Genomic DNA, 21,407 nt, shown 5'->3' with positions numbered 1-21,407 from the left:
TTGGTCATTCAGAAAGCGTAGCGCCTGACCCGAAGGGTGGCGCAGGATGCGCCCACCCTGTTGGTCGGGTCGGGCGCAGCCAAATCGCAGATTTGGCGTGAGGATCAGGGGGATTAACCCTCCAGAACCTCTTGCAGCTCGCGCCATTCGCGGGCGCTCATGCCGCAGTTTTCGGCGGTGACTTCTTCGCCTTTCAGCATCCGACGCACGCAATCCAGCGCACCGGCGCTCAGCGCGGCGCCGCCCATGCGGTAATCCTCAAACGCCTTGTAGGCAAAGGGCACCCAGTCAGCGACCAGCTTGCAGATCTCATCCGCATAGACGCGGATTTCGTACTGGGCGTGGCTGTCCGCACGCAGGCGCAGGAAGTGTAGCAGGTTGTGCAGGTCTACCTTCCAGTACCATTGCGTATAGATGTTGGCAGGCAGGTTCATCCGCGCCAATTCGCGCGCCAGCCCCTGTTTGCCATCATCGGAAATCATCTCTTCGTAGTGATCATAGCTGCGGGCCGCATCGCCTTTGAGGATTTCCAGCACACGCTCTGCCTCGGCGCCGGTCAGCGCCTCACCACGGCCCTGATTGTTGATCACCGACTGTGCGGCCAGTTGATCGGGCTGAGGGATGTAAAATTCGCGGTCCAGAATCGAATAGCGCGCGGAATACTCGTTCACATTCGCGGTGCGGTGACGGATCCACTGACGGGCCACGAAAACAGGCAATTTGACGTGCAGCTTCAGCTCGCACATTTCAAACGGTGTCGAATGCCAGTGGCGCATCAGATAGCGGATCAGGCCTTCGTCGTTTTGCACCGACTTGGTGCCCTTACCATAGGACACCCGGGCCGCCTGACAGATCGCGCTGTCATCGCCCATATAATCGATAACGCGGACGAAACCGTGATCCAACACCGGATAGGCGTTATAAAGATGCGCTTCCATCCCCTCAGAGACAGCGCGCAAGGTCTGGCGCGGCGTGGCGCGCTGCGCGTCAATTTCGGCCTGTTGTTCCGGGGTGATGGGCATCTTGTCCTCCAAAGCACCAATTCTTGAGTCGCGCCCACTATATCTAGTGGTTCCGAGAAAGGCACCCAATTAGCGCTATCGCAGCACCGCGCCAAGCAGCTTTCGCGAAAACCACAAACGGCGGGTTTTTCGCCTTCGACGGGCATCAATTCTTGACATTTACCCCGTTGGCCCGGACTTTGAAGGCCAACGGTCAACAGAACCGACATATTGAGGATTGAGCAGATGATCCGTTACAGCACCCTTTTGATGCTGCCACTTGCACTGGCGGCGTGTAGCGCTGACCCAAGTGGTGACGTGCCAGGCACCCCCAGTGTCACGAACCCCGCCGCCGAAGAAGTGGCCGGATCTCTCCGCAGTGTCAGCTATGACGCGGATGCAGGGCAACTGGTTTTGGCCATCAATGGCATCCACGGAAATCAGGAAAACGTCACTTATACACGGCGCGCAGATCTAGATGCGACTGTGCCGGGGTATCAGGTTTTCATGCAGCAAGGCACCGCTGCAGATCGCCACTACACCGCGCTATTCGCTGAAAGTAACGACAACCGCCTGATCGCAGGTGTGGTTGCCGACGGCGGCAACAACGGTCGCTATTATGGCGGCTCCTACTACGGTCGCCAGGGGGCAGAGATCTATTCGCCCTACACTGACAGCAGCGGTGGCGAAGCGCAGTATTATGGCACCTATGCCGCGGTCACCAACCTGGATGGCAACGGTGATGATCTGCTGGATGCCTCGGGCATTCCCGCAACGCTGACCGCACCGGGTCAAGCGGATCGGATCACCGGCATTATTTTGTTGAATGCCGATTTCGCCAACGGCGCGGTAGATGCCGAGATTTCGAACCGCCAACTGGTCGATGACGTTCGCGGGATCAACGGTGACCTTGCTCTTCAGGACATTGTCCTGACCGAAGCCCAGATTACCGCCGAAGGTACATTCACCGGCATTGCCGCCTATGAAACCCGCCCCGATGCACAGATCGGATCCTTTGGCGGCATCTTTGGCGGCAACGGTGCAACCTCGGTTGCGGGCACGGTTTACCTGCAGGAATTTGACGGTCCCAACGGTACAATCCCCGGCGAAGAAGAATATGGCGTGTTTGTCCTGACCCGCTGTGGTGCCCCAGGGGCAGCGGCGGCCTGTTCCGGCCTGTGACGTGACGCGTTACGCCCGCACAAGGCGGCGCGCGCGCCACGCGCTTTGTGTAACAGCCCTCTTGCTGGCCCTGCCCCTCACGGTGCAGGGCGCAGAGCAGGTGCGGCTGTCCCCAGAGCAAGCGCATCAGGTGGCGCGACAAGCGCTGGTACAGGGCAATCCGCAATTGGCATATGATCTGGCTCTGGGCCTGTTGCAGCGCAATCCCCATGACGGCGGCGCCCATTTCATCATTGCTCGTGCCCACAGCCAAATGCGCCAACCTCAAAAAGGTCGTCGCGCTGCGCGGCTGGCCTATCGTCATGCGACTGAGAAAAATGACAAATTTCACGCCGCGCAACTGGCGGCCAAACTGGCGGTCGAGGCGGACCGCCCAGGGGCTGCGCAATTTTGGCTGCGTCGATCGCTGATCAATTTGCCCGATCCCGCCATGCGCGACCGTGTCGCCAAGGACTACCAGATCCTGCGCCGCCTATCGCCTTGGGAGTATCGCCTGAACCTGTCGTTCGCCCCCAGCGACAACCTTAACAATGGCGCTGACAGCCCCTATTCGCTGATCGACGGCGTTCCAGTTGTGGGACTTCTCAGCGGGTCGGCACAGGCGTTGTCAGGTGTTGCAGGTCAGGCCGATCTATCTGTGCGCTATCGCTTGGCACACTCAAAAACCCACAGCCGTCACATCGGCCTGCGCTATTTTGGCAAACGTGTGCGCCTGTCTGACGCTGCGCGCGATCTGGCGCCCAATGTACAAGATAGCGATCTGGCCTTTGACTACGCCGAGATTGGCCTGAATGAAGTGCGCAAGGCGACCACCGGCAGCTGGCGCTATGGCCTCTCTGTAGGGCAGAGTTGGTCAGGCGGTGAAAAATTCCAGCGCAGCGCGCGGATCAATCTGTCGCGCTCTTTGCCGATTGGCGCGCGAACGGGGCTCAGCCTCAGCACCCAGCTGGAACGCCTGCGGCATGAAGGGTCGCGGCCTGATGTGCATGGTGTGACCCTCAGCGGGCATTTCTCTCACCGCACCGAGGATTGGGGCGACTGGACGCTTAACCTGTCGGCCAAGCGTGAAAACAGCGACAACATCAATGCAGACCGCGATCAGCTGGCCGCGCGCCTATCATGGGCACCGGATCTGAGCGCGCGCCCCGCGCTGGCCAATATGGCACCTGTTTTTACCCTCGGCGCCAGCACGCAACGATATGACAGCTACAATGCCGGCCTGATGGTCCCCGGCGGACGGCGTGACGAAACGGTGTTCGGTCAGGTGGAGGTGACACTCAAGGCCCTTGACTATGGGGGATTTGCCCCATCTCTCAACCTGCGCAGCAAACGCAGCACGTCGAATGTCAGCCGCTTTGATACCCGCGAAACCACCGTTTCCCTTGGGTTCAGATCGACTTTCTGAAACAGTGACGTCGATGCCATGCCCCGGCAGGTTCGGGGCCGTCACATATCGTATTTGGGCATGACAGGGGGATTACCCATGCAAGTTAAATATCTACACACGATGGTCCGCGTGAAGGATCTGGAAAAATCTCAGGCGTTCTTTGCCCTCTTGGGTCTGAAAGAAACCCGCCGTATCGACCACGAAGGTGGGCGTTTCACACTGGTCTTCATGGCCGCCGAAGGTCAGGAAGAATGCCCTGTTGAGCTGACCTACAACTGGGATGGCGACGACGGTCTGCCATCGGACAGCCGCCATTTTGGTCACCTGGCCTATGAGGTCGAAGATATCTACGCCATGTGCCAGCACCTGATGGACAATGGCGTGACCATCAATCGTCCGCCGCGCGATGGGCGTATGGCCTTTGTGCGGTCACCCGATAACATCTCGATCGAATTGTTGCAGGCAGGCGGTGCGGTCGAACCAGCTGAACCGTGGGTCAGCATGGAAAACATCGGACATTGGTGATTTGCCCCCCGTTGATCGGGTCCCGAACCACAGGAAACGCCGCCCCGAAACGGGCGGCGTTTTCAGTAGATATAGCGGATTTGATCGGTCCAGTACCGTTCAACGCGGCGAAGGGAATTTGTAATTTCGACAATTCCGTCCGGTCCCAAAACGCCCTTGGACTGCAGACCATCTGCATGGCGTTCGAACAACGCCGCAACCAGATTGCGGATTTCCGATCCCTTGGACGTCAGCCGCACCCGCACAGACCGGCGATCAATGGCGCAGCGCTGGTGGTGCATATAGCCGGTTTCTACCAGCTTTTTCAGGTTATAGCTGACATTGCTGCCCTGATAATAACCGCGCGACTTCAATTCACCCGCCGTCACCTCATGGTCGCCGATGTTGAACAGCAGCAGGGCCTGCACCGCGTTGATTTCCAACACACCAACGCGTTCAAATTCATCCTTGATCACATCAAGCAGCAGCCGATGAAGCCGTTCCACCAGCGCTAGCGTGTCCAAATAGCTGCTCATGAAACCGGTGCGATCGCCGGTTTTCAAACCGCCGGAGGATAATGGGGTGTGAACGCTCATCGCGATCTCCTTCTGACGTCGTGTCAGGCGGAGAGTGGCGATAAAACCCCAACAATGGGTTAAGTCGCGCCGCTATATCGCTAAAATTCGAACGATCCTGCGCCCCCTATGGCGAAGGGATTACTGCCCCGTCGCCACCGCGCGCACATCCGCGATCTGCGCTTGCAAATCGGCGGGTGCCTCTTGCTGGCCCGAAACCCACTGATAAAGGTCCTGATCGTTTTCGTTCAGCAGCAACTCATAGGCATCAAGCGCTGCGTCATCCATGTCGTCTAGTCGGGCGGCGGCATAGCGCATCAAAATGATGTCCATCTCTTTGATGCCGCGCCGCATAGAGCGCATCTGCAAACGTTTCAGGCGATTTTCACGGGTCTCGGACATGATCCTCAGGATCCTTTCAGTTTCAGCCGCAGCTGCTTTTCCAACCGTCCCAGTCGATCAATGGAAGCCGTCATTTCCAGCTTCAGCTCCCGGATATCGGACAGGATGTCCGCCACATCGGGGTCTAGTTCGTTGGGGTCGCTCGGTTCGCTAACGCCGTCACCCTCGCCCGTCAACAGCCAGCGGATCGAAACGTTCAGCAAACCCGACAGCATCCGCAGTTTATTGGCGCGGGGTTCGGACAAATCGTATTCCCAGCCCTGCAAGGTCTTCACCTTTACGCCCAACCGGCGTGCTAGCTGTTTTTGTTCCATGCCCGACTGTTCACGCGCCGCCGCTAAACGGTCACCGAAGGTGGCCATATCGGGGCCGTACCAGTCGAAATCGGGGGCTTCCATTGCGCCCAGCTCATCGGGTTGCAGATCGGTCTGTTCTGCTGTGGCATTCTGGCCTTCATTCTCGTGCATGGGCACCCTTTCTGCCGAAGCTCTCTTGATCGGCTTTTGCGCACAACCTAAGACAGGACGTGATAAAATAACAACCATTCAACTGTCGCACTAAGGATATATAATGTCTTTCCTGTCCGAGACACTCGCCCGCGTAAAACCGTCGCCTACTATAGCCGTATCGAACCTTGCGGCTGAGCTAAAGGCGGCAGGACGTGACGTTATTGGCCTATCTGCAGGCGAACCGGACTTCGACACGCCGGAACATATCCGCGCAGCCGGCATTGCCGCGATCAACGAAGGGCATACACGCTACACCGCCGTGGATGGCATCCCCGATCTGAAAGAGGCGATCTGCGCCAAGTTCAAGCGCGACAACGGGTTGGATTACACACCGAAACAGGTGACTGTCGGCACCGGCGGCAAACAGGTGCTGTATAACGCGCTGATGGCCACACTGAACAAAGAGGATGAGGTGATCATCCCTGCCCCCTACTGGGTCAGCTACCCTGATATGGTGCTGTTGGCCGGTGGCACACCGGTGTTCATCGAGGCGCAGCTGGAAAATGATTTCAAGATCACGCCCGACCAGCTAGAGGCCGCGATCACCCGCAACACCAAATGGTTCCTGTTCAACTCTCCCTCGAACCCCACAGGTGCAGGCTACAGCCGCGACGAGTTGAAGGCGCTGACCGATGTGCTGCTGCGCCATCCCCATGTCTGGGTACTGAGCGATGACATGTATGAACACCTTGCCTACGACGGGTTCCAGTTCTGCACCCCTGCTGAGGTTGAGCCGCAGCTTTATGATCGTACCCTGACCGTCAATGGCGTGTCCAAGGCCTACGCCATGACCGGCTGGCGCATTGGTTATGCTGCTGGCCCCGAACCGCTGATCGCTGCAATCCGCAAGGTGCAGTCGCAATCCACCTCGAACCCATGTTCGGTCAGCCAAAAGGCAGCGGTGGCCGCCCTGAACGGGCCGCAGGATTTCCTGGCCCCGAATAACGAAATGTTCGTGCGCCGCCGCAATCTGGTGGTTGATATGCTGAGCGCGGTTGACGGCATCACCTGTCCGGTTCCGGATGGGGCGTTTTACGTCTATCCGTCGATTGCTGGGCTGATCGGCAAAAAGACCCCTGCAGGTGTAGAGATCACCAATGATGAAGTTTTCGCCACTGAACTGCTGAACGACTGCGGTGTTGCAGTGGTCTTTGGTGCGGCCTTTGGCCTGTCGCCCAACTTCCGCATCAGCTATGCGACCTCTGACGCGCTGTTGAAAGAGGCCTGCAGCCGCATTCAGGCCTTCTGCGCCAAGCTCAGCTAAGCCCCCTCCCCGTTCTGCGATGCCGTGGGGCGGGGATATCAAAGTATTTTTGGAACATTGAAAGAGCGATCCCATGTCCGTTGACCTGCCAGAATATTACTTCCGGGTGCGCGAAAACGGCGCCTTTGTGTTCCGTGTGGACACTGAAAACCGCCAGCGCCGGATCGAGCTGGACCAGATCGCCAACGTCAACATCAAGAACGGCGAGATCAAACCCCATGGCGATCGCAAACTGTCGGATGAAGATCTGACCGCGATCCGCCACTGGATGGATGACCGACGCGCCCTGCTGGCAGAGCGTGACATCGATGACATCCTGCGCACGGTCGATCATCTGAACCTGACCACGCACTGGGCCCAGTCCCGCGCCAGCGATGATCAGTTAGAGGCGGTCACCGACCAGCTGTTGCTGACCATGCACGATCTGCGATCCGTCTTGGTACGCAAAAAGGCGGATCGGCTGATGAAATCCAAATCCAGCTGATCTGATCGAAAAAGGCGCCCCGCAGGGCGCCTTTTCTTATCCGTTTATCCGATGGTCTGTGGCCCGCATCACCGGCCCCCAGAAACGGGTCATCAACAAGACCCCAGCACAGGCAAGCCCAACTGCAAGGCCCGACCAGACGCCGACGCCGTCCCATCCCAGAACAAACCCCATCACATAGCTGACCGGCACCCCGATCACCCAATAAGAAATCGCCGCCATAATCATCGGCACCCGTGTGTCCTGCACACCGCGCAACATGCCCAGCGCCATCGCCTGCGCCGCATCTGCGAACTGAAACAGGCCCGCCGCCGCCAACAACGGCACACCCAGCGCAATCACCGCATCCCGTTGCGGATCATCTGGCGACAGGAACAGCGCAATCAGTGGTTCAGGGATCAGCAGGAAGGCCGCCAGCGTCAGTGCTGCAAACGTCGCTGAAATCACGGTGATCAAATGCGCGCCCAATCGCAGGTCCGCAATATTGCGCCGACCGACGGCACGCCCCGCCCGCACAGTTGCCGCATTGCTGAGGCCAAGGTGAACCATGAATGTCAGCGCCGTGATTTGTAGCGCGATACCATGTGCCGCCAGCGGCAAAGTACCTAGCCACCCCATCATCACCGAAGCGGCAGCAAACAGCCCCACCTCTGCCAGACTGGTCAGACCCATCGGCCAGCCCAAACGTGTCACAGCGCGAAATGCTTCCCAGTCGGGGCGCCAGAAACGGGCAAAAATCTCATGCTCTGCGGTCACCACATGCAGGTAGATCGCCAACAGCACCATAGAGGCCACGTTGACCACCAGAGACGCAACTGCCGCCCCCTGAATGCCCATTTCTGGGAAGCCCCAATTGCCGAAAATCAACGCATAGTTGACCACGATATTAATCGCCACGGCAGCCAAAGTAACCCACAAGACAATCCCCGCCCGTTCCAGCGCCGAGAGATAGGATTTGAACACCATGACCAAGAGCGCCGGCAAGATCGACCAGCCGTTGATTACCAGATACTCTTGCGACAGGCGCGCCACTTCTGGGGTTTGTCCTGCCAGCAACAGGATCGGTTCGGAAAATAGCATAACCGGGATCGCCACCACCGAATAAAAGGCGGACGCCCAAATCGCCATGCGCGTGACCCGTCGCACCTGTGTGCCTTCGCCTGCGGCCTCGGCCTCTGCGACCATCGGCATCACGGCTCCTGCGAAACCGGATCCCAGAATGAACAGCACGAAAAATGCCGTGCTAGCAATAACCTGCGCGGCCAGCACCTCGACATCATACCAGCCCAACATAACCGTATCGGTCATGTTGATAGAAAACTGTGCCACATGGCTGCCAATCAATGGCAAACCCAGTGTCATGATGTTGCGCAGATGCTGCGCCGAGGTCAGATTTGTATTTATTTTTGTCGTCATTCTACAGCCGTAGAACGCGGCACAGACGCTGGCAATCCCTCTTTTATTTCAAAGAGCGCGGCACATCTGTTCACCATCCCCTGAAAGGTGAGTCGCCAAACGCAGCAAACAAGGGACGAATCTGCTTTATAGGCGAGCGGCAAAACCGCCTCACAGCTGCCAGCACGCAAACGGACAGCGAAAGCTGCGCATGCAGTCATTTTGCCCCCATCTCTTTCGGCCAAGGGATACATACTTTGGGATTAGTTTAGCCAAATCAGGCTTTAACTATTCTCCAAAAGTCCGTGAATATAGAGCAGGGAGTGTCGTTCTTTTTTATACGACCACCAGATTTTGTCAGGGGCAGGTCATCGCCCTCCCATGTTTAACCTTCGGTAGTGAGCTTTTTTATGCGACGCCATGACACCCTGAGACGCCTTGTTGTCGACGAAGAGGATGAAGTGAACGAGAAGTCGAACTCCGATCAGGGGTTTGTTTTTCGCGACTTCGAAGTCTCACGCGTGCAACACATAACCGAAGCGCTGCGCAGAAATCCTGCGCGCAATTCGGCGATCTTTATGGCGATCGCGTTGATCTGGACGCTTTGCCTGTCCTACAGCGCCATGAGCAGCGGCGATTTTGCCCTGGCCCCATCGCTCAGCCCGCATGTGTCCCTTTTTGTCATCATCATCGGCATCCTGATCTATCCACGCACCCTGCTGTGGATTCCTATCGCGGCGCAGGTGGTGCTGTTCTTTGTTCCCTTCGTCTTTACCAACGCGGCTGGACTGAACTGGCTAGCCATGCCGGAAATGTCGTTCCGGCTGGTGTTTTTCCTGTTGATGGTCAACATGATCGCGGGCGGCCTGATCGGCTGGTCCGTGCGTACACTTTACCGACGGACCGCCCAACAGATGCAACCGTTCGAGGCGGATCTGCTGGTAGCGGCGGTCACTTTCGGTGTGTTCCTTGTGGTTGGTTACGGCGCAATCTCTACGGTATCGGCGTTCTTGCAAACGATGCCAGCTGCCGACCTGCCCGCATTGGGATACAACGAACACTTCTTTGATTTCTCGATGATGCGCATTGTGCGTGCGGCTACCGTATGTGCAGTGATCCTAATCGCCATCCAACAAACACCCAAAGCAGACGAACTGCGCTTTTCGCTGCCGTTTGTTTTGCTGTTTCCCGGGCTGATCGCCCTGCACAACATGGGTATCGGCGGCTATGAGCCGCTGGATGCGGCAGCGCTTGGTGCCCTGCTGGCGTTGGCGCTGCCCGTCAGTGCAGCCCCCATTGTGGTGCTGCTGGGGCTGACGCTGTTTGCCGCTGTAACCGGCGCGTTTCTGGTCGACAGCCCCGTGGTCAATGAAATCGACGCCCTGCTGCGCCAGTATTCGCTGGGGATGATGGTTCTGATCGTTCTCATCCTGGCCCTGCGCGGACGCGGGCGCCATGAGCGCGAACAGCGCGTTGCATCGATCCGGCGCCTGTCCACCGTGCGCGGTTTTGCCGGCGTGGGCCTCTTTACCGTGAACGTCCCCACCGACACCATGCGCCTGGACCCTGCAGGTCAACGCCTGGTGGGCCTGCCCGCCGAAGCGTGCCTGGACGATCTGATCGGCCGGTTCCGTGCGGATGAACAATACCTGCTGCGCCACGCAATCGAGAGTGACAGCCACGCTTCGATCACCCTGCTTCTGCGTCTGGCCGATCGTCTGGACAGTGGCGACAACCGCGTTATGCGTCTGCATCTGTGGGCGGAAACCACCGTGCGCAATGAACGCGTGGTCTATGGCCTGATGGTCGAGGTAACAGAAGAGCACCTGCAGGAACGCGCGCTGACCAATGCCCTGAATGAACTGTCACTGCGTCAGGATAAACAGAAACAGCTGTTTTCCATCGTCAGCCATGAAATCCGCACCCCCGCCTCTGTTCTGTCGATGCTGATCGAAGAGATGGAGAACGGCCATGACAGTCAGGACGTGATCCCGCAAATGCGCGAGGCCTCGACCCAGTTGTTGAGCGTGCTGGACGACATGCGTCAGGCGGTGAACCCTGAAAAGAACCAGCCGCTGTCGATCAAACCCTACGTGCCTGCCGATGTGGCCGAGCGTGTACGCAACACCTACCAGCTGCTGGCCAAGGGCAAGTCGATCCGTATCTCGCTAGATCTGGGTGCCGATTCCGTGCGTCCGATGATGGGCGACAGCAACCGGTTGAAGCAGATCCTCGGCAATCTGGTGCGCAACGCGATCATCCACTCCGAAGGCACCGAAATTCGCATCTGCTATCAGCCCTCGATGGCGGGTCTGCCGCCCAGCCCCACCTCGGGCACCGCCTTCTGGTCGGTGACCGATGATGGCGTCGGCATTCCCCAGTCCGAGATTGAACGCCTGTTCCAACCGTTTGAACGCGGCTCGGCAGATGCGCGCAACCAGGCCGAAGGGTCGGGTCTGGGTCTTTACATCGCGAAACAGGCGGTCGAGCTTTTGGGCGGTGCGCTGCAGTATTTCGATGCCCCCGAAGGTGGCGCAGGCTACCGTCTGGATCTGGCCGACAAGGCCGCCAGTGAACAAGACATCCAGTCCCACAAACCCAAAGGCGCCCCCGTTGAAAGCAAGAAGCTGAGCGAACTGCGCGTTATTCTAGCCGAAGACAACGCGCTGGTGGCGCAGGTAACGTCGAAACAACTGGACCGTATCTTTGGCAGCATCGAGCTGGCCGAAAATGGCCGCAAGGCGCTGGAAAAGGTGAAAGAGAACCCGCCGGATCTGCTGATCACCGACCTGTTCATGCCGGAAATGTCCGGGGATGAACTGGTGCGCGCGCTGAAGGACGAAGGGTTCAACATCCCCGTCGTCGGCCTGACCGCCGCTGTGGTGGGCGACGACATCAAACGCTTCGAAGACGTCGGCGCCACCGCCGTCCTGCCAAAACCGCTGGATGTGAAACGACTGGCCGGATTGCTAGAGCAGAAGGTCACGGTTTGACCTAACTCCCTATCAGCGGAAAATCTAAGCGCGCCCTACTCGGGCGCGTTTTTCTTTTATGGCCACGCCATTTGCCAATCTGATTGAATAATCAACCCAAAATGGTATTCAAAACCAACCCTCCACCCGATTGAATGTAGTCCCGATGGTTGAATTATTTTTACAAACTGCGCAGTGGTCCGAAGCACAGTTTTTGGCCCTGAATTATGCCTTGGTGGTCATTGGGTTCCTGCTAGCCAAGGCTGTGCTGCCAGCACGCAAACCGATTGGACGGATTACCTTTCTGCTTGGTCTAAGCCTCTTCGCGCTGCTCTTTGCGGTGCTGGACGGGGGCTGGCTGTATCTGACGGTCGGACACCGCTACGGCATGCTGGAAGGCATGATACTCACGCTATTTCTGCTACCCGCGTTTCATGGCGCGGCGCTGCAACAAATCAGTTCCGCGCGTGCGGCTGACATGTGGGGCAGCTCTGGCAAAGACTGGATCGCCCTTGTGCCGTTCGGGGTTATTGTCTTCGTCTTCAAACCCGGCGAGAAAGCGGCCGCTGCGCAGGATGCGCCCTACTCCACAGGTCGCGCCACACTACGTGTGTTACGCGACTGCGCGCTGGTGTTGCTCAGCCTCGCAGCCTTCATGACTAGCCGCGTGGTCATAGAGACGACCGAGGACTCCCCTTTGGCGTATTCAGCAGAAGTGGAACAGATGTGGGCGGAGGTCACAAACACCCTCTCACCCTCCTCCCAATTTAAGCTGGAAGTGGCAGGCACCCGACCGTTATTGCCCTTTACGCTAGACAGCCAAACAACCCTGATCGCCATTCGTGCAGCCGACGATCACCTCTACCTCACCTACCGCTACAAGGGCTACGCAGAGGATCTGAGTGACTATCACGGTCTGAATCTGAGTGACGATGCCTGCGCCGCAGATATGTTCCGCAGCGCCCTGATGCAGGGCGGCACAGTGCACTATGAATACACAGGCGGCGCCAACGTGCCCATCCGCGATTATACGATCACAGCGGCAGACTGCCCAAGCGGCATAGATAGCTAAACCAAAAGCGCGCCCCGTGGGACGCGCTTTCAATTCTCTCACAAAACCTCAGCTTACTTCTTGCGGCTGTCGGGGTGCAGCGCGGTGCCGAGGATGTGGTCGGAGCGATGGATCACATGGCTGGCGGTCGACACGATCAGCGGATCGGGTGCGGTTGCGATGTCCAGATCCTTGCCCGGGTAATCAATGGAGTTGAGGAAGTGCAGCATGCAGTTCAGGCGCGCGCGCTTCTTGTCGTTGGATTTGATCACCGTCCACGGCGCATCGGCGGTGTCGGTGTAGAAGAACATCGCCTCTTTCGCCTCGGTGTAGTCATCCCACTTGTCCAGCGATGCCTTATCAATGGGCGACAGCTTCCACTGTTTCAGTGGATCGGTTTCGCGGGATTTGAAACGGCGGCGCTGTTCCTCTTGGGTGACCGAGAACCAGTATTTGTAAAGACGGATGCCCGAACGCACCAGCATCTGTTCCAGATCGGGGGTCTGGCGCATGAACTCCAGATATTCACCCGGCTCGCAGAAGCCCATGACCCGCTCAACACCGGCGCGGTTGTACCAGCTGCGGTCATACAAAACCATTTCGCCAGAGGTCGGCAGGTGATCGATATAGCGTTGGAAGTACCATTGGCCGCGCTCCTCATCAGTGGGTTTGTTCAGCGCCACAACACGGGCCTGACGCGGGTTCAGGTGTTCGGTGAAACGTTTGATCGTGCCGCCCTTACCGGCTGCATCGCGGCCTTCAAACAACAGCACAAACTTCTGGCCAGTTTCCTGCGCCCAGTGCTGCACCTTCAGCAATTCGGCCTGCAGATGCGCTTTCTGCGCCTCATAGGCGGAACGCGACATCTTTTTCTTGTAAGGATATTCACCCGACTCGAACGCTTGACGCACCTCTTCCACAGAAGGATTTTTGGTCACCTCAGCCTGCGGCGGGGTGGCACCATTTGCCAGCCCATTGGCAGCTTGGGGGGTGTCCTGTGCAGCAGTCACAGCGGGTTTGGGCGCAGCAGGTGCGGTCATCGGCGTCTCCTTTTTATGTGTTCGCGGGCACCTTACCCTTGGTCGCACCACCCCGCCTTGATGCACGTCAAAAAAAACGACAATTCTGTAACACGTGCATCTTTTCCGCCCTGCGGAGTGCAGCAGCAGACAGCCCTTCCCCCTGCCCCGTTCCCCTGCCATAATGCCCCAAACCAAGCAGAATAAGAGCAGCCCACATTATGGCCAACGACCTCCTGTCCGCGCAGCAAGATGACTATAACGCCTCCTCTATTGAGGTGCTCGAAGGGCTGGAACCGGTGCGCAAACGCCCCGGCATGTATATCGGTGGCACCGATGAACGGGCGCTGCACCATATGGTGGCGGAAATCCTCGACAACTCGATGGATGAAGCGGTGGCAGGCCACGCCAACCGGATCGAGGTGGAACTGAACGCCGATTATTCGCTGACCGTGCGCGACAACGGACGCGGCATTCCAATCGATCCCCACCCCAAGTTCCCCGACAAATCCGCACTAGAGGTGATCCTGTGTACCCTGCACGCGGGCGGCAAATTTTCGGGCAAGGCTTACCAGACCTCTGGCGGTCTGCACGGCGTTGGTGCGTCGGTGGTTAACGCCCTGTCGGATTCGATGGTGGTGCAGGTGGCGCGCAACAAGGAACTGTTTGAACAGCGATTTTCCCGTGGCATCCCGCTGGGCGGGGTGGAAAAGGTCGGCGCAGCCCCCAATCGGCGCGGCACCACTGTGACCTTCCACGCGGATGAAGAGATCTTTGGCAAGCACCGGTTCAAACCGGCCCGCCTGTTCAAATCCATCCGCTCCAAGGCCTATCTGTTCTCCGGCGTCGAAATCCGCTGGAAAACCCACATTGATGATGGCGAAACCCCGACGGAGGCGACGTTCCACTTCCCGGGTGGTCTGGCCGATTATCTGAAGGAAACGATGGCCTCTGCCTCCACCTACGCGGATCAGCCGTTTGCAGGCACGGTGGATTTTCAGGAACGCTTCAACGTGCCGGGCAAGGTGGAATGGGCAATCAACTGGACACCGTCGCGCGATGGCTTCATCCAATCCTACTGTAACACCGTCCCCACCCCCGAAGGCGGCACACACGTTGCCGGGTTCTGGGCCGCGGTGCTGAAAGGCATCAAGGCCTACGGCGAGTTGGTCCATAACAAAAAGGCCGCGCAAATCACTCGCGATGACCTGATCACTGGCGGCTGCGCACTGGTCAGCTGTTTCATCCGCGAACCGGAATTTGTCGGCCAGACCAAAGACCGCCTTGCCACGGTTGAAGCGCAGCGTCTGGTGGAAAACGCGGTGCGCGACCACTTTGACAACTGGCTGGCGGCAGATACCAAATCCGCGGGCGCGATCCTTGATTTCCTTGTCCTGCGCGCCGAAGAGCGGCTGCGCCGTCGGCAGGAAAAAGAGACACAGCGGAAATCGGCCACCAAACGCCTGCGTCTGCCCGGCAAGCTGACCGATTGTTCGGCCACCAACCGCGAAGGCACTGAACTGTTCATCGTCGAAGGCGACTCGGCCGGTGGATCGGCCAAGATGGCGCGGAACCGTAAAACACAGGCGCTGCTGCCCCTGCGCGGTAAGATCCTGAACGTGCTGGGCGCGGCGTCCTCGAAACTCGGCTCGAACCAAGAGATTAATGACCTGACCCAAGCGCTGGGTGTGGGTCTGGGCACCAAGTTCAACGTTGATGACCTGCGCTATGACAAGATCATCATCATGACCGATGCGGACGTCGACGGCGCCCACATCGCGGCGCTGTTGATGACGTTCTTCTTCACCCAGATGCGGCCGATGATTGACGCGGGCCACCTCTACCTGGCCTGCCCGCCGCTTTACCGTCTGAGCCAAGGCGCGAAACGCGTTTACTGCGTTGATGAGGCAGAGCGTGACGAATGGCTGAAGAAAGGTCTGGGCGGCAAAGGCAAGATTGACGTCAGCCGCTTCAAGGGTCTGGGTGAAATGGACGCCAAAGACCTGAAAGAAACCACCATGGACCCCGCTTCACGCACCCTGATCCGCGTCACGATTGACGAGGACGAACCGGGCGAAACCGGCGATCTGGTGGAACGTCTGATGGGTAAAAAGCCCGAGCTGCGCTTCCAATACATCCAAGAGAACGCGCGGTTTGTGGAGGAGTTGGATGTTTGAGTGAGGCCATCTCAGAACCAACCTTTCTACAATGGCAATCCGTTTCCGCACTATCGAATAACCACGTCAGTCGGGTAGCCGCGATGATCCCAGTGATCGGCTACTTGTTGCTTTATAACGATCAAATCGCTGACGCTCTGGAGTTTTCTGCCCTTGCTGGAGGTGTAGACACCTTCATGCTCTCCAGCAGTCAGAAACTACGGTTGTCCTTTGTCGGTTCCTGCGCCTTGCTCATTGCGAATTTAGGCTCAATCATAGGCGCACCTAAAGTACTGAATACTGCCAGTTCGGATATTCAATTCGCCGAACAAGTAATTGAAAGTTATTCACTTAGCGAAATCCAAGAAATAGATCGAGTCGTTATGTCCGAAGCATGGGTCCAGCGCACCCCCAACGCCTTACATGATGACTACTACGTAGAAAGAAGGAACGCCAAAAACGGACTCACGCTAGGCTACCGGTTTAAGAAGGAATTTCTCATCGGGAGGCCAAATATGCGGTCTAACCCGTCGGACTACATCCGGTCTATTTCTCGCGAATGGTGGGCTGGCCAAATGCATAACTCTCGAGCTCTCAGATATACTTGTCTAAGTTTTGCAGTGTCAGGCTTCGCAATGCTTGTATTGCCTACCCTCGATATTCTGCAGGCAGTACTCAGAGCGCTGGTTTAATTATAGCACTAGCCATCAAAATAAGGCTACAGATCGGGCGCGGTCAGAAGCTTTGCTTCTGACATTGGGTCTTTAGTCCAATACCCCATCATGCAGCCGCTGCAGCGCGGCTTCGCACATGCCGTAGTCCAGCCAACGGCAGCTACCACATAGCTTTGACAAATCCCCCGGCATGACGTTTTCGCGGATCCTCTCCAGCGCGTCGCCCCATGTCAGCTCTTCATGCGGTTCAAACTTCAGCGCCAGTGCATGGGCGCGGTCTAGGCGGGAAATGCCCTGTTGGTGCGTACACAGCCGCCCCCGTCGTTTGGGACAGGGGGCGCAGATGTCGTCGGTCTGACCAACAACGCGCATTTGCGTCGCCTCTCCCCCCTCGGCACGCAGGCGGTCCAGCACGATGGCGGTCATGTTTTCGGTGAACTCACCGGAATACCCCTTCCCCTCGAACCCGATGGCACAGAGGAAATGATGCGGACGAAAGCGGACAACATCCGCTTTGTCCAAAGCGGGTTCTGCACTGTCGGCTAGGGTAAGGTCTGGCGCGCGCGTCTTCATGGCCGCACCATAACCGCCCTGCCCCGCGCTGACGATCCCAGAAAATACGCAGACCGCACAAGAAAGACCGCCAAACAAAAAGGCCGCCCCAACTGGGGCGGCCTTTCTTACTTACATCTGACCAGATCAGAAGTCCCAGTCGTCATCCTCGGTCGCGACGGCCTTGCCGATCACATAGGACGAACCGGAGCCGGAGAAGAAGTCGTGGTTTTCACTGTCGGGGCTGAGGGCTGCGAGGATCGCAGGGTTCACCTCGGACACCTCTGGTGGGAACAGCGCCTCAAACCCGAGGTTCTGCAGCGCCTTGTTGGCGTTGTAGTGCAGGAAGACCTTCACATCCTCGGTCAGGCCAATCTCGTCATAGAGCTCTTCGGTGTATTGGTTTTCAATACCGTACAGCTCGAACATCAGGCTGAAGGCGTAGTCTTTCAGTTCCTGCTGACGCTCTTCGTCCAACTGCTCATAACCGCGCTGGAATTTGTAGCCTACGTAATAGCCATGCACCGCTTCATCACGGATGATCAGGCGGATCAGGTCGGCGGTGTTGGTCAGCTTGGCGCGCGAGGACCAGTACATCGGCAGATAGAAGCCCGAATAGAACAGGAAGCTTTCCAGGAACACCGACGCGATTTTGCGTTTCAACGGGTCATTGCCCGGTGCGTAGGTATCCAGAATTGCCTTGGCCTTGGCCTGCAAATGCGGGTTTTCTTCGGACCAGCGGAAGGCCTCGTCAATCTCTTTGGTCGAACACAGGGTCGAGAAGATCGACGAATAGCTGCGTGCATGCACCGCCTCCATAAAGGCGACGTTGGTCAGCACGGCCTCTTCATGCGGGGTGATCGCATCGGGCATCAGCGCAGGCGCGCCGACGGTGTTCTGGATGGTGTCCAGCAGGGTCAGGCCGGTGAACACGCGGATGGTCAGCTGTTTTTCGTGGTCCGTCAGGGTCGCCCAGCTGGGAATATCGTTGCTGAGCGGCACCTTTTCCGGCAGCCAGAAGTTGACGGTCAGACGGTTCCAGACCTCCAGGTCCTTTTCATCGTCCAGACGGTTCCAGTTGATCGCGCGCGGGATCACGGTGGGTGCGGTATCTTTCATCACTTTACTCTCCGATCACAGGCTACAGGACACGCAGCCCTGAACCTCGGTGCCTTCCAGTGCCTCTTGGCGCAGGCGCACGTAGTAGATGGTTTTGATGCCCTTCTTCCACGCGTAGATCTGCGCGCGGTTGATGTCACGGGTCGTTGCCTCAGCCGGGAAGAACAGGGTCAGCGACAGGCCCTGATCCACGTGTTCGGTCGCGGCGGCGTAGGTATCAATTAGCGCTTCGGGGCCGATTTCATAGGCGTCGCGGTAATATTCCAGATTATCGTTATCCATGAAGGCGGCGGGGTAATAGACACGCCCGATTTTGCCTTCTTTGCGGATCTCGATCTTGGACACGATCGGGTGGATCGACGAGGTCGAGTTGTTGATGTAGCTGATCGACCCGGTCGGCGGCACCGCCTGCAGGTTGCGGTTATACAAGCCGTGCTTCATCACATCCGCCTTCAGCGCGGCCCAGTCGTCGCGGGTCGGCACCTCGATATCGGCAAACAGTGCCTTGACGGCATCGCTTTCGGGCAGCCAATCCCGGTCGGTATATTTATCAAAGAACACGCCGGATGCGTAATCAGACGCTTCAAAGCCTTTGAAGGCCTCACCGCGCTCTTTCGCCAATTCGCAGGAGGTGCGGATCGCGTGATAGGCCACTGCGGCGAAGTAGACGGAGGTGAATTCCACCCCATCCTCACTGCCGTAGTGAATGCGTTCACGCGCGAGGAAGCCGTGCAGGTTCATCTGCCCCAGACCAATGGCGTGGCTTTCGTCGTTGCCCAGACGTACCGAAGGAACCGAGTCGATCGCAGACATTTCCGAAACAGCGGTCAGCGCACGGATCGCCGCGCCAACGGTGGCGCCCAGATCCTTGCCGTCCATCGTCTTGGCGATGTTCAGCGAACCAAGGTTACACGAAATATCGGTGCCCATGTGGTCATAGCTGAGGTCATCGTTGAAGCTGGAGGCGGTATTCACCTGCAGGATCTCGGAACACAGGTTCGACATGTTGATCCGGCCCTCGATCGGGTTCATCCGGTTTACCGTGTCTTCGAACATCACGTAAGGATAGCCCGATTCAAACTGAATCTCTGCGATGGTCTGGAAGAACTCGCGCGCGTTCACTTTGGATTTGCGAATGCGCTTATCCTCGACCATTTCGTCGTATTTCTCGGTGACCGAGATTTCCGAGAACGGCACGCCATAGACCTTCTCCACGTCATGCGGCGAGAAGAGGTACATATCCGCATTACGCTTGGCCAGTTCAAAGGTGATGTCAGGGATCACCACGCCAAGCGACAGGGTTTTGATACGAATTTTCTCATCCGCGTTTTCGCGTTTGGTATCCAGGAACCGCATAATGTCGGGGTGGTGGGCGTTCAGATAGACCGCGCCAGCGCCCTGACGTGCGCCCAGCTGGTTGGCGTAGGAGAAGCTGTCTTCGAGCAGTTTCATCACCGGAATGACACCAGACGACTGGTTTTCAATCCCTTTGATCGGCGCGCCATGCTCACGGATGTTGGTCAACAACAGCGCAACACCACCGCCACGCTTGGACAGTTGCAGGGCCGAGTTGATACCGCGACCGATGCTTTCCATGTTGTCTTCCAGACGCAGCAGGAAGCAGGAAATCAACTCACCACGCGACGCCTTGCCCGCGTTCAGGAAGGTCGGGGTTGCAGGTTGGAAACGGCCACCCAGAATTTCGTCCATGAAGGACATCGCCAGCTTTTCATCGCCACGCGCCAGACACAGGGCGGTCATCACCACGCGGTCCTCATAGCGTTCCAGATAGCGCTGACCGTCACGGGTCTTCAGCGTGTAGGAGGTATAGTATTTGAAGGCGCCAAGAAAGGTCGGGAAACGGAACTTATGCGCATAGGCCGCATCCCAGATCTCGCGCATGAAGTTCTTGGAGTATTGGTCCAGAACCGCTTCTTCGTAATAGCCCTGTTCGACCAGATACCGCAGCTTTTCGTCGAGCGAGTGAAAGAACACTGTGTTCTGGTTCACATGCTGCAAGAAATACTGGCGCGCTGCCATACGGTCGGCGTCAAAGCGAATGTTGCCGTCGCTGTCATACAGGTTCAGCATCGCGTTGAGCGCGTGATAATCCAGCGTCGTCAGGTCGCTGTCGAGCATAGTGTTCCCCCCAGGGTGGTAAGCCCCGCGCGCACGCGGGAAATATCGGTTTCCGTACCTGCCAGCTCGAACGAGTATAGCAGCGGCACGTTACATTTTTCAGCGATAATGCGACCCGACAGAGCGTAGGTCGCACCAAAGTTTCTATTGCCTGTGCCAATCACGCCTTGGATCTGGGCACGACGGTCAGGATCATTGAGGAAGCGGATCACCTGTTTTGGCACCGCGCCGCGTCCTTCGCCATCGGCATAGGTCGGGCAGACCAGTACATAGGGCCCGGTGACCTCTGGCAAGGGGTCCGAAGGGGAAATAGGGATGCGCAGTGCCTCCCCTCCCAGTCGTTCCACAAAGCGCTGCGTGTTACCCGACGCCGATGAATAATACACCAGCATTAGTGACTGCGCTGTCACCTTATCAGGACAGGCGCGCGATCATGTCGGGACGGAAACCCGACCAGTGATCGCTGCCAGCCACGACAACGGGGGCCTGACGGTAGCCCAGGTCGAAGACGCGCGACATTGCTGCATCATCCTGGGTCAGGTCGATGACATCGTAAGAAATACCTTTGGCATCCAGCGCACGAGTGGTGGCGGTGCATTGAACACATGCGGGTTTGGAATACACGATGATGCTGCTCATCTGTTCTCTTTCTCTGTCTCTATTCGGGGCCTCAACACAGCGGCAACTTACCGTATGAACCACCCCGAACTCTTTGGTTCGTAATCTTTGATGCGGGAAACCCGCGATGTGCGACTGACGCTGTAACAGGGTGGTCGATCTAACATTGCTGTTACCGGACATACACTTAGAGGCGATTAAGCCCCTGAAGCACCACCTAAAATCGAGGGGCCGTCACAGAAAAGGCCCAAAAATTTACCTACGATCACCCTGAATCGACGCGCGCGTCACAACATCATATTGGGTCTGAACCCTGCTTTCTGTCAACATACAGAGTTTACTTGCATCAGAGCCGCATCCGTGTAAGCGCCCTTCGCCTTGGTGATTTGCACGCGAGAGTTCGC

Annotated in this window: 20 protein-coding genes; 9 read left to right on the top strand and 11 right to left on the bottom strand. The window is 57.7% G+C overall.

Annotated features, from left to right (window positions below; genetic code table 11):
* Positions 1-113 precede the first annotated feature (113 nt).
* Positions 114-1,022, bottom strand: a complete 909-nt coding sequence (gene thyX / locus TM5383_RS15795) for an FAD-dependent thymidylate synthase (RefSeq protein WP_058320002.1) — start codon at positions 1,020-1,022, stop codon at positions 114-116.
* 225 nt (positions 1,023-1,247) lie between these two features.
* Between thyX and TM5383_RS15790 the strand changes: the two genes are divergently transcribed.
* The 3 genes from TM5383_RS15790 to TM5383_RS15780 all read left to right on the top strand — a co-directional run bounded on the left by TM5383_RS15790 (position 1,248) and on the right by TM5383_RS15780 (position 4,095).
* A complete protein-coding gene (locus TM5383_RS15790; protein ID WP_058320001.1) occupies positions 1,248-2,183 on the top strand; it encodes a hypothetical protein in 936 nt (311 codons plus the stop codon).
* Between the two features lie 61 nt (positions 2,184-2,244).
* Positions 2,245-3,588 (top strand): surface lipoprotein assembly modifier, encoded by a 1,344-nt coding sequence (locus TM5383_RS15785; RefSeq protein WP_058320000.1) that lies wholly within the window; start codon positions 2,245-2,247, stop codon positions 3,586-3,588.
* A gap of 78 nt (positions 3,589-3,666) precedes the next feature.
* The gene (locus tag TM5383_RS15780) at positions 3,667-4,095 is read left to right on the top strand and encodes a VOC family protein (RefSeq protein WP_058319999.1); all 429 of its coding nucleotides are present in this window, start codon (positions 3,667-3,669) and stop codon (positions 4,093-4,095) included.
* 62 nt (positions 4,096-4,157) lie between these two features.
* On the opposite strand, the gene TM5383_RS15775 is transcribed toward TM5383_RS15780, so the two are convergent.
* From TM5383_RS15775 to TM5383_RS15765, 3 genes are all read right to left on the bottom strand, one after another.
* Entirely contained in the window at positions 4,158-4,670 is a 513-nt protein-coding gene (locus tag TM5383_RS15775) for a MarR family winged helix-turn-helix transcriptional regulator (protein WP_058319998.1), read from the bottom strand.
* A gap of 120 nt (positions 4,671-4,790) precedes the next feature.
* Positions 4,791-5,051, bottom strand: a complete 261-nt coding sequence (locus TM5383_RS15770) for a succinate dehydrogenase assembly factor 2 (protein ID WP_058319997.1) — start codon at positions 5,049-5,051, stop codon at positions 4,791-4,793.
* A 5-nt stretch (positions 5,052-5,056) separates the two neighbouring features.
* The gene (locus TM5383_RS15765) at positions 5,057-5,449 is read right to left on the bottom strand and encodes a helix-turn-helix domain-containing protein (RefSeq protein WP_058320039.1); all 393 of its coding nucleotides are present in this window, start codon (positions 5,447-5,449) and stop codon (positions 5,057-5,059) included.
* Between the two features lie 172 nt (positions 5,450-5,621).
* Here TM5383_RS15765 and TM5383_RS15760 point away from each other — a divergent pair, with 172 nt between their 5' ends.
* Both TM5383_RS15760 and TM5383_RS15755 read left to right on the top strand, forming a co-directional pair.
* Positions 5,622-6,824, top strand: coding sequence for a pyridoxal phosphate-dependent aminotransferase (locus TM5383_RS15760; protein ID WP_058319996.1), 1,203 nt, complete (start codon positions 5,622-5,624; stop codon positions 6,822-6,824).
* Positions 6,825-6,897: 73 nt separating this feature from the next.
* Positions 6,898-7,308 (top strand): hypothetical protein, encoded by a 411-nt coding sequence (locus TM5383_RS15755; RefSeq protein ID WP_058319995.1) that lies wholly within the window; start codon positions 6,898-6,900, stop codon positions 7,306-7,308.
* Between the two features lie 36 nt (positions 7,309-7,344).
* On the opposite strand, the gene TM5383_RS15750 is transcribed toward TM5383_RS15755, so the two are convergent.
* Entirely contained in the window at positions 7,345-8,724 is a 1,380-nt protein-coding gene (locus TM5383_RS15750; RefSeq protein ID WP_058319994.1) for an MATE family efflux transporter, read from the bottom strand.
* Positions 8,725-9,113: 389 nt separating this feature from the next.
* Between TM5383_RS15750 and TM5383_RS15745 the strand changes: the two genes are divergently transcribed.
* Complete coding sequence (locus tag TM5383_RS15745) at positions 9,114-11,696, top strand: ATP-binding response regulator (RefSeq protein ID WP_082645513.1); 2,583 nt, start codon at positions 9,114-9,116, stop codon at positions 11,694-11,696.
* Between the two features lie 145 nt (positions 11,697-11,841).
* Positions 11,842-12,747: a hypothetical protein gene (locus TM5383_RS15740; protein WP_058319992.1), complete on the top strand. Its 906-nt coding sequence runs from the start codon at positions 11,842-11,844 to the stop codon at positions 12,745-12,747.
* 53 nt (positions 12,748-12,800) lie between these two features.
* On the opposite strand, the gene ppk2 is transcribed toward TM5383_RS15740, so the two are convergent.
* Entirely contained in the window at positions 12,801-13,766 is a 966-nt protein-coding gene (gene ppk2 / locus TM5383_RS15735) for a polyphosphate kinase 2 (protein ID WP_058319991.1), read from the bottom strand.
* Between the two features lie 200 nt (positions 13,767-13,966).
* Between ppk2 and parE the strand changes: the two genes are divergently transcribed.
* Positions 13,967-15,922 carry a DNA topoisomerase IV subunit B gene (parE, locus tag TM5383_RS15730; RefSeq protein ID WP_058319990.1) on the top strand — a complete coding sequence of 652 codons (1,956 nt, stop codon included), beginning with the start codon at positions 13,967-13,969 and terminating at the stop codon, positions 15,920-15,922.
* Complete coding sequence (locus TM5383_RS15725) at positions 15,919-16,593, top strand: hypothetical protein (RefSeq protein WP_058319989.1); 675 nt, start codon at positions 15,919-15,921, stop codon at positions 16,591-16,593. Before parE ends, TM5383_RS15725 begins: the two co-directional genes overlap by 4 nt.
* A gap of 72 nt (positions 16,594-16,665) precedes the next feature.
* Here TM5383_RS15725 and TM5383_RS15720 read toward each other — a convergent pair whose 3' ends face one another.
* From TM5383_RS15720 to nrdH, 5 genes are all read right to left on the bottom strand, one after another.
* Positions 16,666-17,148 (bottom strand): DUF1284 domain-containing protein, encoded by a 483-nt coding sequence (locus TM5383_RS15720; RefSeq protein WP_082645516.1) that lies wholly within the window; start codon positions 17,146-17,148, stop codon positions 16,666-16,668.
* A gap of 126 nt (positions 17,149-17,274) precedes the next feature.
* Positions 17,275-18,246 carry a class 1b ribonucleoside-diphosphate reductase subunit beta gene (nrdF, locus tag TM5383_RS15715; protein WP_058319988.1) on the bottom strand — a complete coding sequence of 324 codons (972 nt, stop codon included), beginning with the start codon at positions 18,244-18,246 and terminating at the stop codon, positions 17,275-17,277.
* Positions 18,247-18,261: 15 nt separating this feature from the next.
* Positions 18,262-20,385: a class 1b ribonucleoside-diphosphate reductase subunit alpha gene (gene nrdE / locus TM5383_RS15710; protein ID WP_058319987.1), complete on the bottom strand. Its 2,124-nt coding sequence runs from the start codon at positions 20,383-20,385 to the stop codon at positions 18,262-18,264.
* On the bottom strand, positions 20,367-20,777 hold the full coding sequence (gene nrdI, locus TM5383_RS15705) for a class Ib ribonucleoside-diphosphate reductase assembly flavoprotein NrdI (protein WP_058319986.1): 411 nt from the start codon (positions 20,775-20,777) through the stop codon (positions 20,367-20,369). Before nrdI ends, nrdE begins: the two co-directional genes overlap by 19 nt.
* Before the next feature lie 22 nt (positions 20,778-20,799).
* On the bottom strand, positions 20,800-21,024 hold the full coding sequence (gene nrdH / locus TM5383_RS15700) for a glutaredoxin-like protein NrdH (RefSeq protein ID WP_058319985.1): 225 nt from the start codon (positions 21,022-21,024) through the stop codon (positions 20,800-20,802).
* Positions 21,025-21,407 lie beyond the last annotated feature (383 nt).

It is taken from the genome of Thalassovita mediterranea (genome assembly GCF_001458435.1).
Classification (GTDB): domain Bacteria; phylum Pseudomonadota; class Alphaproteobacteria; order Rhodobacterales; family Rhodobacteraceae; genus Thalassobius; species Thalassobius mediterraneus.
This window is presented reverse-complemented; position numbering and strand designations above follow the sequence as displayed.

Coding starts and splice junctions, on each gene's coding strand:
- thyX (WP_058320002.1), bottom strand. CDS start 1,022: ATGCCCATCACCCCGGAACAACAGGCCGAAATTGACGCGCAGCGCGCC.
- TM5383_RS15790 (WP_058320001.1), top strand. CDS start 1,248: ATGATCCGTTACAGCACCCTTTTGATGCTGCCACTTGCACTGGCGGCG.
- TM5383_RS15780 (WP_058319999.1), top strand. CDS start 3,667: ATGCAAGTTAAATATCTACACACGATGGTCCGCGTGAAGGATCTGGAA.
- TM5383_RS15775 (WP_058319998.1), bottom strand. CDS start 4,670: ATGAGCGTTCACACCCCATTATCCTCCGGCGGTTTGAAAACCGGCGAT.
- TM5383_RS15770 (WP_058319997.1), bottom strand. CDS start 5,051: ATGTCCGAGACCCGTGAAAATCGCCTGAAACGTTTGCAGATGCGCTCT.
- TM5383_RS15765 (WP_058320039.1), bottom strand. CDS start 5,449: ATGGAAGCCCCCGATTTCGACTGGTACGGCCCCGATATGGCCACCTTC.
- TM5383_RS15760 (WP_058319996.1), top strand. CDS start 5,622: ATGTCTTTCCTGTCCGAGACACTCGCCCGCGTAAAACCGTCGCCTACT.
- TM5383_RS15755 (WP_058319995.1), top strand. CDS start 6,898: ATGTCCGTTGACCTGCCAGAATATTACTTCCGGGTGCGCGAAAACGGC.
- TM5383_RS15750 (WP_058319994.1), bottom strand. CDS start 8,724: ATGACGACAAAAATAAATACAAATCTGACCTCGGCGCAGCATCTGCGC.
- TM5383_RS15745 (WP_082645513.1), top strand. CDS start 9,114: ATGCGACGCCATGACACCCTGAGACGCCTTGTTGTCGACGAAGAGGAT.
- TM5383_RS15740 (WP_058319992.1), top strand. CDS start 11,842: ATGGTTGAATTATTTTTACAAACTGCGCAGTGGTCCGAAGCACAGTTT.
- ppk2 (WP_058319991.1), bottom strand. CDS start 13,766: ATGACCGCACCTGCTGCGCCCAAACCCGCTGTGACTGCTGCACAGGAC.
- parE (WP_058319990.1), top strand. CDS start 13,967: ATGGCCAACGACCTCCTGTCCGCGCAGCAAGATGACTATAACGCCTCC.
- TM5383_RS15720 (WP_082645516.1), bottom strand. CDS start 17,148: ATGAAGACGCGCGCGCCAGACCTTACCCTAGCCGACAGTGCAGAACCC.
- nrdF (WP_058319988.1), bottom strand. CDS start 18,246: ATGAAAGATACCGCACCCACCGTGATCCCGCGCGCGATCAACTGGAAC.
- nrdE (WP_058319987.1), bottom strand. CDS start 20,385: ATGCTCGACAGCGACCTGACGACGCTGGATTATCACGCGCTCAACGCG.
- nrdI (WP_058319986.1), bottom strand. CDS start 20,777: ATGCTGGTGTATTATTCATCGGCGTCGGGTAACACGCAGCGCTTTGTG.
- nrdH (WP_058319985.1), bottom strand. CDS start 21,024: ATGAGCAGCATCATCGTGTATTCCAAACCCGCATGTGTTCAATGCACC.